The sequence below is a fragment of the Rhizobium sp. LARHSG275 genome, from assembly GCF_052871115.1.
This window is the reverse complement of sequence record NZ_JBIXJN010000011.1, coordinates 24497-38961: the sequence shown is the minus strand read 5'-3', so window position 1 is coordinate 38961 and position 14465 is coordinate 24497. Positions and strand designations below refer to the sequence as shown.

Genomic DNA, 14465 nt, shown 5'->3' with positions numbered 1-14465 from the left:
CAGCAGCTCAACAAACACGTTTTTCAAACTATCCTCCCGAGCGGAATTCCAACCTCCAGAGGCTCTCCCAGGATCCGCTATGTCGTCACGCTAGCGCCATCGAAACGTTTGCGCAATCGTTTTTTTCTGCTAATCATTCATCGTGCTTGTCGGTGAAATCTCTTGGGAGGGAGATGCCATGCTGAAGGGTGTGCCGCCGTTTATTACGGCCGACGTGTTGTGGGTCATGGCCGCCATGGGTCACGGCGACGAACTGGCAATCGTGGATCGAAACTTTTCCGGTTTTCGTGTGGCGACCCAAACCACGAGCGGAAAGCTTCTTATCTTGGAGGGTGTCGATGCACCGACTGCAGTCCGCGGGATCCTTCAGATGATGCCCTTGGACACGTTCATTGAAACGCCTCTGATGCACATGGAGGCCGTCGATGCGCCAGGCGAGTTGCTGGACGTACACAAAGACGTCCTCGCAGTTTGCAGTGAGGTAGAGGGGCGTTCGATAGCGAGCCAACCTGTCGAGAGGTTTGCATACTATCCCATCGCGATGCGATCGTTTGCAGTCATCCAGACGGCTGAATCGCGCCCCTATGGGAACTTCATCCTTAAGAAGGGCGTGGTCTGATGGTCAGGTCTTCTTCTTGCCGAGCGCCTTTCCGTGGTATACCCGCCACTCTTACCGTTTAGTTGATCATGATCGGTGGCCAAGGCGCGGTAACGCCAGCCGGTGCACTGCAAAATACCGAACGTCACGTCGTACAAAGCGCCCTCCCCTGCTTCACTGGGACACGCCGCATCGACGCAGAGGCGCGAAGTTTCGATCATGGACGGATGTGCGTTGAGCCGTCCCGTCGAAAGAAGTTGCGGGAAGACGCGTTCTTGCATGGTAGCGCTGACGGCCGGCGGCGCGCCGCGCGCAGCCGATCGCCTCACCAGCATCCGATAGGCGAGAATATACGTTGGTTACCCGTCGAGTTCATCGAGCTCGCGGCTGTTTGGATCTGGAGGCCTTCCAGGCGGGCTGGTCTGCAAAGACGAGCGATGGCAGGCGGTACTTTTGATCGCGAAGCGTTGCGTCCTTGGTTGATTTCGGCCTCCTGATTGCTGTCAGCCTCATTGTACCGCTCCGCAATTAGGCTGGTCTGTGTATACTGGTTTGGGAAAGCTGCGCGTTGATTCCAGTCGCAAATCTGCGAGATCTCTTGATCTGTGATTCTCTGGGGAGCGGGCGGCTGAAGGCCAATGGTCTTCAGAATCGGCCCTTCCGGCGGGTTTGCTGACCAGCAGATCTGCGAGTCCCACAGATTCCTTTCGGTCGCTGGTGCAATTCAGGAACCTGCTGGAATCGTTAAGGAAATATCTCATGCCGGTCTGGCTTCATTCCTTGTTCCGGGCCTGCCGTTAAGTGGCTGTTAACCATTAACTCCTTGCAAGAATCGCTTGTTTCCGTATCGTCACGGAATAAACGCCGTAATTGAACTTTTTCCGTGACGAAAGTTTTGACCGTGAGCAAGCCGCTTCGTTCTACTCGATTGGCATCGCAGAAAACCGTGGATGAGACCATTGGTGAGCATGCGTCGCTGCTCAGTTCACAGCTCCAATCGATCAGCGAGGCGATTTTCCCGCCGACTGCAAGCAAGACACTGCGGCGTTTCACCTCGGGTGAAGCAGCCAAGCTCATCGGCATATCCGATTCCACATTGCGCAAGATGAGCCTCGCCGGCGATGGTCCGCAGCCGGAGTTGACGACAAACGGCCGGCGCCTTTACTCCCTGGCTCAGCTCAATGAGCTCCGCGCAAGGCTCGCCTCGACGTCACGTGGACGCGACGCTTACGATTTTCTCCCCCGCCGTGGACCCGACGATCATCTCCAAGTCATCGCGGTCACGAACTTCAAGGGCGGATCGGGCAAGACCACGACGTCCGTCCACCTCGCACAATACCTGGCGCTTCAGGGCTACCGTGTGCTTGCGCTCGACCTTGACCCGCAAGCCAGCCTGTCCGCCCTTCTCGGCATATTGCCCGAAACCCACGTCGGCAGCAATGAAACACTTTATGCGGCAATCCGCTATGACGAAGAGCGGCGTCCGTTGAGCGACGTTGTCCGCCAAACCTACTTCGACGGGCTCGACCTCGTGCCAGGCAACCTGGAGCTCATGGAGTTCGAGCATACGACGCCAAGAGCGCTGACGAACGGCGCGAAAGGCGCCGACGAGATTTTCTTCTTGCGCATTGCACGCGCACTCGATGATGTCGCCGACAATTATGATGTGGTCGTCTTCGATTGCCCGCCACAGCTTGGCTATCTGACGCTCAGCGGACTTTGCGCCGCGACCTCGATGGTCGTGACCGTGCACCCTCAGATGCTCGACATCGCGTCGATGAGCCAGTTCCTGCTGATGACCCACGATCTTCTTGGAGTCGTCCGGGATGCCGGAGGCGAGCTTCGCTACGACTTCATCAAGTACCTTTTGACGCGGTTCGAACCTCAGGATGCGCCGCAGACGAAGGTCGCGGCTCTTTTGCGAAACCTCTTCGACGATAGCGTGCTGACGAACCCGATGGTGAAGTCGGCGGCTGTTTCCGACGCGGGTCTGACAAAACAGACGCTCTATGAAATCGGCCGCGAGAACCTGACGCGCTCGACCTACGATCGCGCCATGGAGTCGCTCGACGCTGTCAATTGCGAGATCGAGAACCTGATCCGCGCCGGCTGGGGACGGAGTAAACGATGATCTGCGGAGCAGACCAGATCCACTTCGGGCCGACAGGTTGCCTAAAGTTGGGAGCTCCCAACTTTCAATCGAGGCGCAAAAGTCGCGCTGGACGCGGGGCAATTCTCACTCGTCTGGGACAGTCGTTCGAAGTGTTGTCAGGAAGAAGTTGGGAGCTCCCAACTTTCACAAAAAGGCCCCTGCCCTCTTCAGGCAACGGAATCGATCGCGAGCGTCGGTATCATCCCCGCCTATTCCAGCGGAGGAATTACACCTCCCCGTCGCCGCGAGCTTGCAACTTTGCTGCGCTAACCGGTGCGCCCAGTGCATCCGGCCGGCATCTGGTCAGCGCAGCGGTAGACTTGGGAGATGGTAAATGAGCAGGAAAGACACTGTCAACTCGCTCTTTATGCGAAAAACCGAACCGCCAGCCGCCGGCGCCTCCGCCAGCAAGACCTCCGAGCGCGTTCGCTCCGGCGCGATATCGGCGATGGGTACATCCCTCCAGGAAATGAGCGAAGGCGCACGCGCGGCCGCGCGGCTTCAAGAACAGCTCTCTGCGGGGCATGCGGTCATCGAAATTGATCCTGCCATGGTCTCTGACTCCTCCGTCGGAGACCGGATTTCCATCGAGGTCGATCCTGGGTTCGAAGAACTGGTATCCAGCATTGGGCGACACGGGCAGCAGGTGCCGATCCTAGTTCGGCCGGTGACCGGCCGTGCAGACTGGTATCAGATCGCATACGGCCGCAGGCGGTTGCGGGCGGCATCAAGGCTAGGCGCGAAGGTGAGGGCGATCGTCCGGAACCTGAGTGACGACGAGCTGGTCATCGCGCAGGGCAAGGAGAACCTCGATCGACAGGACCTGTCGTTTATCGAGAAGGCGCTCTTTGCCTTGCGCTTGGAAGAGGCTGGCTACAAGCGGGAAACGATCCTTTCGGCGCTTTCGACCGACAAGGCCGATCTCAGCCGCTACATCTCGATCGCTCGCATTTTGCCACAGTCGATCGTTCAAGCGATCGGACCTGCCCCGAAGGCCGGTCGTTCGAGATGGATGGCACTTGCGGAGACCATGTCGGCCTCAGGCAAGAAGATCGAAGCCTTGATCGCCGAGCCGGCGTTTCTGCAACTTCCATCGGATGAGCGCTTCGCAAAGGCGTTGGCGGTAGCAGCGACACCAAAGAAGAAGGCGAGCGGCGGCGAGCATTGGCGAAATGCAAAAGGGCAGAAGGCAGCGCGCATCGAGCGGATCGGCAAAACGACGCGCATCAGCTTTGATGAGCGAGTGGTTCCCGAGTTCGCAGCTTTTTTGACCGACAAGCTGGAAGCACTGCACGCGGAGTTCGAAGAACTTCGCCGAGACAGGTAACGGCGTCCGATAGGCGGACGTCGTAATGACAGAAACTGAGAAGGAAGAAGAAATCAGGTAAAGAAAAAGGCCCCCGAATGTCCATCCGGAAGCCCATTTCTCTCGTTTAGCACCCAGAGAATCGCACTTCCCGGAATCACTGTCAAGAGTTGTTGGACGCCAATTCGGCGGGACGATGAGCTTTGCCTTTTTGAAAGGTGAAATGACATGCAGTCAGGAAGTGTAACGACGCCCGTCGGGCGGCGGCCGATGACGCTTGCCTTGGTGAAGAGGCAGCTCGAGACCGCAGAAATCAAGGCTGGAAAGACGGCCGACAAATGGAGAATCTTTCGCGACGCGTGCGCGGCGCGCGCGACCCTCGGGGTCCAGGACCGGGCTCTGGCAGTGCTAGATGCGCTGCTGACATTCTATCCGCATGCAGAGTTGTCGGAGCAACGCGGGCTGGTCGTGTTCCCGTCAAATGCACAATTGTCGATCCGTGCCCATGGCATCACGGGCACGACCCTTCGCCGGCACCTGGCTGCGCTCGTCGATGCCGGGCTCATCGTGCGCAAGGACAGCCCCAATGGTAAGCGGTATGCCCACAAGGGCAGCGCCGGAGACATCGAGCAAGCTTTCGGTTTCAGCCTGGCGCCGATGCTTGCCCGCGCGGAAGAACTCGCGCAGATGGCACAGCAGGTCGCAGCCGAGCGTAAGCGGTTTCTTCTGACGAAGGAGGCGCTCTCGATCTGCCGGCGGGATGTCCGCAAGCTGATCTCCGCCGCCGTAGAGGAGGGCGCAGCTGGAGACTGGGCGGCAATCGAGAACCATTTCCTGAGCGTGGTGGCTCAGATCCCGCGTTCACCGACGAGAGCAGACCTGGAGCACGTTCTTACAGAGATGGAGATGCTGCGAGACGAGATCGTCAGCGTGCTGGAAACGCAGATGAAATCTGAAAAAACAGACACCAATGATGTCGGTTTTGAACGCCACATACAGAATTCAAATACCGATTCCAGCAATGAACTTGAACCATGCTCTGAACAAGAGCAGGGGGCGAAAACGAGCCAAGCCGGTCGGCCGGCGAGGGAGCCGATAAAGGCGTTTCCCTTGGGCATGGTGCTGCAAGCGTGCCCGGATATCGTAGACTACGGGCCGGGAGGCGCTGTCACTGGTTGGCGGGACCTGATGTCGGCGGCGGTCGTCGTTCGATCGACGCTCGGCGTCAGCCCATCGGCCTATCAGGATGCCTGCGAAGTCATGGGCCCTGAAAATGCCGCGGTCGCTATGGCCTGCATCCTCGAAAGGGCAGGGCATATCAATTCGGCCGGCGGCTATTTGCGGGACCTGACGGCAAAAGCGCGACAAGGGGAGTTTTCTCTGGGCCCGATGTTGATGGCGTTGATGCGCCTTAATGGCGGTGTCGGGAGGAAAACGGCGTCATGAGCACGATCGTGGAGGGAAGAGGCGCGGTCGGCAGACGCAGCCAAATTCCTGGCCTCTGCACGCTCGCAACGGGCAGCGGAAGCGTGACGGTGCCCGTGGGATTGCTTCGGCTTGATATTCAGAAGGATCTATCTTTCTTGTCGTCAAATGTGATCCACCCGATCATGGTGCGGCAGAATGAAATGATCAAGGTTAGTCGCTATGGCGACGGGTACCGTGACGTGGTTTAATGCAACAAAGGGTTGGCTTCGTCCGATCCGACGACGGCGGTGACGGTATCTTTGTTCACAACCGCGGTGGAGCGGCCTAGGATGCACGGTCTGATGGATGGCCAGAAGATCCTTGCGAACGGGCAAAGGACCGCAGCACCTGCGCTGCCCGGTGAGTGGGCAGGCCGTCTTAAGGCCGAAAGGAGATGAAGATGACTAGGAACAAGTCATGTGCCGAAACGTAAAGACGCTGTTCAATTTCGATCCGCCGGCGGCCGATCAGGAAATCCATGATGCCGCATTGCAGTTCGTACGAAAGCTGAGTGGAACGACCAAACCCTCGAAACGCAATGAGACAGCGTTCGAACACGCAATCGTTTCGATCGCGGCATGCGCGCGCGAACTGCTCAATTCGCTCGAGACTTCACATCCGCCGCACAGCCGCGAGGAAGAAGCTGCAAAAGCATGCGCGAAAAACCTGAGCAGGTTCGCATGATTCCGTAGGGCGTCACTGAAACGGTGCTGGCTTAGCGAAAGTGAGAAGAGACTCCCCAAAACGCTACGAATGGCGGAAGCTATGAGGGATATCACTTCTGATTAACGAGGCGTTTACCATAGATTCAAAGAGTTATGATCTGCGGAAGACCACTGCCTGGTGTCACCTTTTGGCCGCTTTAGACGGGGTGTAGCGCTGAGGCGTCTCAAGGAGACGTAACCCCTCGACCGTCGGCAAGATTGGCTTGAGCACAGGCATCTTGCTTTCCGCGCTTACCGTCAATTCGGTGATACCGCGTTCTTGCGGCTTTACCGCCCGACAGATCGGCGAGGAGAAACTGAGCGCCCGCTTCAGGAAAGGGTGCCCACCGCGGTTCGAAGCTAATCTCTCGGAGCCATCCGACATGGACTATCCGTGTAAGAACGCGACAAGCGATATCGGCATCTGAACTGCGAAAAAATCCATTACCGCTCTAATAATCATCATCCACACGGTTATCAGGAAAATTAATGCTGCAATCCTGATTTCTACTGGTTGCCTTATTTGCTCCCCCAGCATATGCGTCCCCCCCGAGACAAAACCTCATTATCCCTCGTGCAAATTCGCTGTGCGCAAGGGATGATGTGCGACCGTAGAGAGTGTGGGCGTCTGCAGCGCCGAAGTTTTGGCTCTCTCAAAACCGATATCGCTTTGACCGATCAAGTCGCCCGGCAAAGCCCTGTTGCTGCGTTCGAGATAATGCCCATCAAGGAAGGAGCGGTAGGCGTCCGCGATACCGTCCTTCAGACCTATCTTAGGCGACCAGCCGAGAGTGCGAAGCTTGTCGACGCTCAAGAGTTTACGTGGCGTGCCATCTGGCTTGGTGAGGTCACGCGTGATCTTGCCTTCGAAACCTACGACCTTGGAGACGAGGTATCCCAAATCCAGGATGGTAATGTCTTCGCCTGAACCTACGTTCACATGACTTTCGGCGGAATAGGTCTTCATGAGATGGAGGCAGGCGTCGGCGCAGTCGTCAACATGCAGGAATTCGCGCCGCGGCGTGCCAGTTCCCCAGATGCATATCTCTTGCTGCTGGTTGATCTTGGCCTCATGCGCCTTGCGTATGAGCGCCGGCATGACATGGCTCGACCCGAGGTCAAAATTATCCCCTGGACCATAAAGATTGGTAGGCATGGCCGAGATGAAATCTCTACCGTGCTGTTTGCGATAGGCATGGCAGAGCTTTAATCCGGCAATTTTGGCAATCGCATACCATTCATTCGTGGGTTCAAGCGATCCAGTCAGAAGTGAGTCCTCGACGATCGGCTGATCGGCCAATTTCGGATAGATGCAGGACGAGCCCAGAAACATCAGTTTTTCGACGTGAGCTCTATCGGCTGCGTGGATGACGTTCGCTTGCAGAATCAAGTTGTCGTAAAGGAAGTCGGCCGGATAGGTAGCGTTCGCGAGAATACCGCCGACCCTCGCAGCAGCTAGGAAGACAGCGTCGGGACGATTCTTACTCATCCAGGCCTCAACCTGGTCCTGCCGTCTGAGATCAACCTCGGCGCGAGTGGCCGTCAAAATCTCGCAGCCCTCGGAAGCGAGACGCCGCACAATCGCAGAGCCCACCATGCCGCGGTGGCCCGCGACATAGACCCTTTTTCCGGCAAGGCTGTAGATCACCTCAGGCATGAGCAAAACCTTTGGTTACACCGACCGACGGAACATTTCGTGCCATGACTTTCAGATCCTCGCGAACCATCTCCGTAACCAGCTGATCAAGACTGGTCTCATGTTTCCAGCCAAGCTTCGTGTGCGCCTTCGCCGGATCGCCAATCAGGAGATCAACTTCAGTCGGACGGAAGTAAGCTGGATCGATTTCCACCACACACTGACCGGATGTCTTATCGTATCCCTTTTCCTCAACCCCGTTCCCGCGCCAATCAATCGGCATGCCCACCTTGGCGAAGGCCTTGTCAACAAAGGAACGAACCGAGTGCGTTTCGCCGGTCGCAAGCACATAGTCCTCCGGTTGGTCCTGTTGCAGCATCAGCCACATGCCGCGGACATATTCTCGTGCATGTCCCCAGTCGCGCTTGGCATCCAAATTGCCGAGATAGAGCCTTTCCTGCAGCCCAAGATGGATCGCAGCCGCCGCTCGGGTGATTTTGCGCGTAACGAATGTTTCGCCGCGGATCGGGCTTTCATGATTGAACAAAATGCCGTTCGAGGCGTGCATGCCATATGCCTCGCGATAATTGACCACTATCCAGTAGGCATAGAGCTTGGCCACCGCGTAGGGTGATCGAGGGTAGAACGGCGTCGTCTCGCTCTGCGGGACTTCCTGGACTTTGCCGTAGAGTTCTGAGGTGGACGCTTGATAGAAGCGGGTCTTCTTGGTCAGCCCCAGCAGGCGAATTGCTTCAAGCAGCCGAAGGGTGCCGGTTCCATCTGCGTTGGCTGTATATTCCGGCGTTTCGAAAGAGACTTGAACGTGGCTCTGTGCGGCGAGATTGTAGATCTCGTCCGGCTGCGTTTCTTGAACGACACGGATGAGATTCGTCGAATCTGTCATGTCCCCGAAATGCAAAATAAAGCGAGGATTCTCGACATGGGGATCCTCGTATAGATGTTCGATGCGGCTGGTGTTGAAGGATGATGAGCGTCGCTTGAGGCCGTGAACAATATAGCCTTTCTCCAGGAGCAATTCGGCCAAATACGCACCGTCCTGACCAGTTATACCCGTAATTAGCGCGACTTTTCGGTTCTTTGTCATTCCCGCATCCATGATTGCCCTCTAACTCGAATACCAATGCAGAAGCATATTTTCATGTTTATTGCGTATATTTTCGTAAATGTGAGCTATTATGGTTTATATAGGAAGTATTTATGATTTTAACTTGTAGTATTTCATCAGGGATTTCGAAAACAGCTCCGAGTCACTGAAATTATACAACGCATGCCTTTCCGGATTTACATTGTTGATCGCGACAACAATCTCCGAATTTCGCGAGCTTTTCATTTGCTGCAGGCTGAACTCGACCGCGCGGCGGCTCGTCTTTCCCCACCTGACAACTGCCAGTGTTCTTTCCGCCAGGGCGGTCAAATGTACGGTATCCGTCGAGGCGAGCACCGGCGCGCTGTCGAAGATGACAATCTGGCCGCCCGCGCTCGCCATCTCAATGATTTCTGCCAGGCCGTTCGAACGGGTGCGCCGCTGGAGACTGAATTTTCCAGATGGAATGAAGTCGATACCGCTTGGATGGCGGTAGACGATGTCGCGGAGATCGGCGTGACCATTCAGGAATTCGTTCAGTCCGTATATTAACCCCGACCTGAAAAACGAATTGAGTCTTCCCCGCCGAAGATCGCCATCGACCAGCAGCACCGGAATTGCGGCGGCGGCAAGTTCGATAGCCAGCGATCTCGCGACAAGCGACTTGCCTTCCCCGCTGTGGGCCGAGGTAACGACGATACTGTTCGGTAATTTGCCGCCATTGGACTGTTTGAGTGAAAGCACCACGGTACGGATTGCTTCGTCAAACATCGGGACCGGCATATGTTCGAACATCGTTTTCGAATTTTCCCACCGCGCCAGACGCGGGATAAGTCCAGCCGGGATCGTGCGCGCCATTGCAGCCATTTGGTCGAAACTCCGGACCGTCCGGTCCGACATTTCGATCACGAAAGCAGCCGTTACGGCTCCCGAGATTGCAGCCAGGAGCGCACCCACCAGATAGAAAAGCCGTCCACGTCCCTGCGACGCGATCGGTACTGAAGCCGGCGATAAAACTTCCAATTCCGCCCCCGGCAGCATGGCCTTCGCGGCAAGGTCACGGCGCTGATCCTCAAGTTTGTCGAGTGCCGTCTGTTCCTTGTCGGCGATATGTTGCAGTCGCGTCAATTCCGTCTGCACCACCGCATCGCGTGTGCGTTTTTCATGAGCTTCAGCCAAGATGGATTGTATTGACTGAGCTTCGTGATCAAGTGCGGCGAGCTTGGCGCGCATCGTTTGGAGATATTGCTTGGTCGCAAGGTTGAGATCGGCACGGGATTCCTTGATCTTCCCACGTAAGTCCACCACGGCCTCGGCATTGCCGTCATATGTCTGAAGAAGGCGGCCGAGATCTTGCTCCTGTGCACGAAGATCGCGTTGCTTTGTGGCAATGTTGTCGGGGACGGCAATATTCTCCGCAGCGACCGAAGCGTTATCCGTTGCTTCCAACGTGGATATCGTCGCCTTGACCTCGAGCCGACTTTCTTCGATTTTCCCTTCACGGCCAGTGACTTCTATGATTGACTTGATCCGTTCATCCTGAGCATCCTCTTTCGAGACGACGTCCATCGATTCTTGGTAGTTGCGAGCAGCGTCGCGAGCAATATCCGCGCGAGCCTGCTGTTCGGTGATGCGCTGTCGGATCCATTTTTGCGCTGAATCCAGACGGCCACCGAGATTGCCCTTCCGTTCATCAAGGTAGATGCTGATGATCCGGTTCGGGACCGCGGCTGCGAGTTCAGGATCATTCGACGTGAAGCTGATCTGGATCACGTCACTCTTCTCTTCGTGCCAGACGCCGAGCGCCCTAAAATATTCCGGGATGATGGCGTCGATGTTGTCGCGTACAGGCGAGGTGGGTTTTTCCGTGTCGAACAGGCCGCGCAATTTTGCCCGGATCCTGTCAATGAACGAGATGTCGCGCAGCGCTGGATTGAATTCCGGCCGCAGGTTGAACCGCAGTTCGTGGACGACCCGCTCTGCGATGCTTCTGGATAGAAGCCGCTCAGTCTCCGATTTCGCGTCAAGTAGATCACTGTGGCTATCGTCGGCACCAAGTGATGTTGCGAGAGGCTGGTGGATAATTAATCGGGCCCAGGCCTGATAGGCGGGCTTCAACCCAGAGATAATAATCACCGTGGGCGCCATCAGAAGCGCGGTTATCGCGATGATCATGATCGCTCTTCGCCGGATGAGACGGAAGGCGGCTGCCAGATCGAAGTTGTCCGCCTTGGTCTCCACCTGAAAGCGAGGATCGTAGCGCATCTGTGAGATCGGAAGGTTGCGGTCCGGCGGAACAGTGGAAATCGTCATCGTGCGCCAACCATTGCTTGAGGTTTCGCGGAAACGGCTTCGTAAAGTTTCTCGAGCGACCGCATATAGGCCGTCATGCTGAAGTGGTTTAGATAATGTGCGCGCCCCTGGACCGAAAGGCGGATGCAGATCTCTGGATCGGACACCAGCTTCGCCAGGGCTGCAGCCAAGGCATCCTGATCTCCGACTGGGACGAAGAGCCCGGTTTCGCCATCGGTAATGACTTCGTCATGGGCCCCGACACGCGTGGTGACGACGGCGAGGCCGTGGGACAGCCCTTCGAGCACGGCCATTGCCAGACCTTCGGCGTGCGAAGGCAAGACCAGGATATCTGCACGCGCACACAGGGCTCGCGCCTCACCGGCGTCAAGCCAGCCGGGCATCTCTACCAGATTTGAAAGCGCCATGGCGTCAGCCTGACGGCGATAATCCTCGACAGGTCCGTCGCCTGCCAGTACGGCCCGCCACCGGAGTTCTTTCATGACTGGGTGGCTCAGGGCCAACAGAAGCTCCGTGACCCCCTTGCGTTCGCTCAACCGGCCAAGGAATACGATCAACGGGGCCTGACCGACGCGAATATTGTGCGCCCCAGGATCGGGGACGCAATTATGGGCAACGACCGTGCGGCGCTCGTCTACGCCCAAAAGTGTCGTCAGCGTCATGCAATCACGCCGGCCGAGCGCCACAACGCGATCGGCATTCTGAAACATCCGACGTATGAGCCGTTGTTGGCGCGGCGAGCGTTTCGCAAAGTCGCCGGCGTAGTCGTAGTCGTGCAGGTGCAATATGTGGCAGCACCCGAACAAACGGGCAGCCTCGCTCAGGATCAGTTTTCGGTAGGTGCTGCCGCGGCCAGCGATATGGAAATGGTGAATGCGGGCTGGTGCGACAATCCGGTCCTTTGCCATCGTCAGGATGGCGCCGAGCAGGCGTGCGGGTGACGTCACCTTAGACCATCGAGCCCCTCTGGTATCGGTGACGTAGTGTTTCGTGCCGGTCTCTTTCGCTGTCTCTGTTATATAGCCGACCAGCCTGCCAATGCCGCCGCCGTTCTCGCAGCCGCCCGGAACATAGTGGCGGACGCTAGCCGCGCTCCGTGCTGCCATTCGACTTCTGTCCGTGAGGGCCTCCGTCAGCATGACCCGACCACCTCCCGATAAACGGCCGCGGCCTGGGCGCCGACCCGTTCAGGCGAATTCGGTCCTTTGGCCCATTCGAGCGCATTGGCACCGAAATTGTTTCTAAGCTCTCCGTTGTCTGCCAACGTCCTGATGGCTGCCGCGAGCTCGTTGGCATCTCCGGGAGGGACCACCATTCCCAACCCGTTGGGCTGAACGGTGCCCCGCAACTCGCCGACATCCGTAACGATGAGCGGTTTGCCAAATGCGGCGGCAAGGTTGAGCACACCGCTTTGGGATGCTTCCGTATAGGGAAGCACGACGATGTCGGTGTCCAGGAAAAGCTGGGCGACCTCTGCATCCTCGATAAAACGATTGCGAATGTCGTAGCGGCCGGCATCCCCCATGAGCGGCTGGAAGATCAGCGGATCGTCGCCACGGCCTGCGACCGTGATGCGCAGGTTGGGAAGTACGTCCTTGAGCATCGCCTCGGCCCGGACCAGATGTTCGAGGCCCTTATAGGCAAAAATCCGTCCGAAGAGCAGGACGCGTATAGTTCCATCCGCTTCGCGCGGCGTCATCTTCTGTCGCCGGGCGAGCTCCGCATAGCGAAGGATGGAGGGATGCGGCAGGACATGGACACAGTCCGCCGATTTTGCATATCGATTAAGGACCAGCCGCTTCAGTCCCTCGCCATGGACGACAAGATGTCCGGATTGCTTCACCATCAATTCGGGAGCCCAGCCGGGCAGCGTACGCGTATCGGAATCGCCGGGATGGATTTCCACGTCATGAATGGTGGTCACAAGCGGGATCGGGCGCCAGAACGGCACGGCGAGGTTCAGCCAAAGTGTAGAATTGCTGAGGAGATGAATGAGGTTCGGCCGTTCCCGCCGGATCAGGCGCGTAAGCTGGTACAGAAACCAGGGATTGGAGAGAGAACGGTGTCTCGGCCAGTCCAGAAGGTGCAGATCGACAGCCGGATCGATGGAAGAGGCAAGATGAGCATAACGCCGGCGCGGTACGGCAAGCACAACGTTCAGGTGTTGGGCAACGCCGCTGGCAAATGAGATGGTATAGTCTTCCAGTTCGGAAACCAGCAGCAGCGCCTTCATTTCGCTACCTCCGACAAGCCGACGTCCAGACCGAGCCGTGACAGGCCGCGCGCCGAGCGCAAACTATCGCGCGTCCGCCTGAGCAGGTTCGGTTCGCCGGCAAAGAAGAGGCCTTCGAGGGCAAGCTTGAACCGGGTGCGTGCATCGGCTCCCTGCAGCTTTGCCGACGCGATGCGATAGGGATAGTGATCCGTTAGATGTAGTCTTGCCGGCAGTTCATGGGCTGAGAGAAACAGGTTCGTTGCTTCAACTGTATGCTGCCAGTGCGTCATCCGCCTCCTTAGCGTGGTCGCATCCTCGGTCGAGCGATACCAGTTGTTATTGTGGATGCGGTAGAATCCAAGCGGATCCGGCATGGCAATGACGTCTCCCAGAAACGGATAGATCCCCACGAGCCAGGCGTCGGCTGATATGCGGAATTGTTCGGGAATGCTGCCCGCAGCATTCCACGCGCTTCGTCGTACCGCGATGGCTGACGTCATCGGAAAAGGCCACCAACCAGCCGATCTGGTGAGTAGCGGCGACAAAGCGCCCGAACACAGGCTTCGAGGGATCGGCTTGGACGTCGGCGTGCCATCGACAAGCGTCGGCTGCAGTCGGTGATAGACGAGCGATGCTTGAGGGTTTGCGCGGAACGCTGCAGCCGTCGCCGACAGCTTGCCCGGCGCCCACCAGTCGTCGGCATCCAGAAAACAGAGGATCTCGCCCATGCTTGATCCCACAGCGGTATTGATCGCAGCCGCCTGTCCTGCGTTCTCCTGAAAGATCACCTTCACTCGGCTGTCATACGCTTCCAGAACGGACCGCGATTGGTCGGTGGAGCCGTCATCGACGACGATTATCTCGACGTTGCGCGCGTCTTGGCTCAACACGCTGTCTATCGCCCGCCCAACGAAGCGAGCGTAGTTGTAATTATTGATGAGGACACTGAGGGCCGGCCGCTCCATGACG

12 protein-coding genes are annotated in these 14465 nt (G+C 57.4%); 6 read left to right on the top strand and 6 right to left on the bottom strand.

What is annotated here, in order from left to right; all coding sequences use genetic code 11:
• Positions 1–178 precede the first annotated feature (178 nt).
• The 6 genes from ACIPSK_RS16305 (at position 179) to ACIPSK_RS16280 (ending at position 6207) form a co-directional block, all read left to right on the top strand.
• Positions 179–619 carry an RbsD/FucU family protein gene (locus ACIPSK_RS16305; protein ID WP_162116603.1) on the top strand — a complete coding sequence of 147 codons (441 nt, stop codon included), beginning with the start codon at positions 179–181 and terminating at the stop codon, positions 617–619.
• Between the two features lie 880 nt (positions 620–1499).
• Positions 1500–2729, top strand: coding sequence for a plasmid partitioning protein RepA (gene repA / locus ACIPSK_RS16300; protein ID WP_170278346.1), 1230 nt, complete (start codon positions 1500–1502; stop codon positions 2727–2729).
• Positions 2730–3084: 355 nt separating this feature from the next.
• A complete protein-coding gene (gene repB, locus ACIPSK_RS16295; RefSeq protein WP_162116602.1) occupies positions 3085–4077 on the top strand; it encodes a plasmid partitioning protein RepB in 993 nt (330 codons plus the stop codon).
• A gap of 207 nt (positions 4078–4284) precedes the next feature.
• Positions 4285–5502, top strand: a complete 1218-nt coding sequence (gene repC / locus ACIPSK_RS16290; protein ID WP_162116601.1) for a plasmid replication protein RepC — start codon at positions 4285–4287, stop codon at positions 5500–5502.
• Positions 5499–5732, top strand: a complete 234-nt coding sequence (locus tag ACIPSK_RS16285) for a hypothetical protein (protein WP_162116600.1) — start codon at positions 5499–5501, stop codon at positions 5730–5732. The genes repC and ACIPSK_RS16285 overlap by 4 nt, the downstream gene beginning before the upstream one ends.
• A gap of 208 nt (positions 5733–5940) precedes the next feature.
• Positions 5941–6207: a DUF2277 domain-containing protein gene (locus ACIPSK_RS16280; RefSeq protein WP_162116599.1), complete on the top strand. Its 267-nt coding sequence runs from the start codon at positions 5941–5943 to the stop codon at positions 6205–6207.
• 585 nt (positions 6208–6792) lie between these two features.
• Here ACIPSK_RS16280 and fcl read toward each other — a convergent pair.
• From fcl to ACIPSK_RS16250, 6 genes are all read right to left on the bottom strand, one after another.
• Positions 6793–7884, bottom strand: a complete 1092-nt coding sequence (fcl, locus tag ACIPSK_RS16275; RefSeq protein WP_162116598.1) for a GDP-L-fucose synthase — start codon at positions 7882–7884, stop codon at positions 6793–6795.
• Positions 7877–8980 carry a GDP-mannose 4,6-dehydratase gene (gmd, locus tag ACIPSK_RS16270; RefSeq protein WP_162116597.1) on the bottom strand — a complete coding sequence of 368 codons (1104 nt, stop codon included), beginning with the start codon at positions 8978–8980 and terminating at the stop codon, positions 7877–7879. The genes fcl and gmd overlap by 8 nt, the downstream gene beginning before the upstream one ends.
• A 99-nt stretch (positions 8981–9079) precedes the next feature.
• Complete coding sequence (locus ACIPSK_RS16265) at positions 9080–11281, bottom strand: GumC family protein (protein ID WP_162116596.1); 2202 nt, start codon at positions 11279–11281, stop codon at positions 9080–9082.
• Positions 11278–12420 carry a glycosyltransferase family 4 protein gene (locus tag ACIPSK_RS16260; RefSeq protein WP_162116595.1) on the bottom strand — a complete coding sequence of 381 codons (1143 nt, stop codon included), beginning with the start codon at positions 12418–12420 and terminating at the stop codon, positions 11278–11280. The genes ACIPSK_RS16265 and ACIPSK_RS16260 overlap by 4 nt, the downstream gene beginning before the upstream one ends.
• Positions 12414–13514, bottom strand: coding sequence for a glycosyltransferase family 4 protein (locus ACIPSK_RS16255; RefSeq protein ID WP_162116594.1), 1101 nt, complete (start codon positions 13512–13514; stop codon positions 12414–12416). Before ACIPSK_RS16255 ends, ACIPSK_RS16260 begins: the two co-directional genes overlap by 7 nt.
• Positions 13511–14461 carry a glycosyltransferase family 2 protein gene (locus ACIPSK_RS16250; protein ID WP_162116593.1) on the bottom strand — a complete coding sequence of 317 codons (951 nt, stop codon included), beginning with the start codon at positions 14459–14461 and terminating at the stop codon, positions 13511–13513. Before ACIPSK_RS16250 ends, ACIPSK_RS16255 begins: the two co-directional genes overlap by 4 nt.
• Positions 14462–14465: the final 4 nt, after the last annotated feature.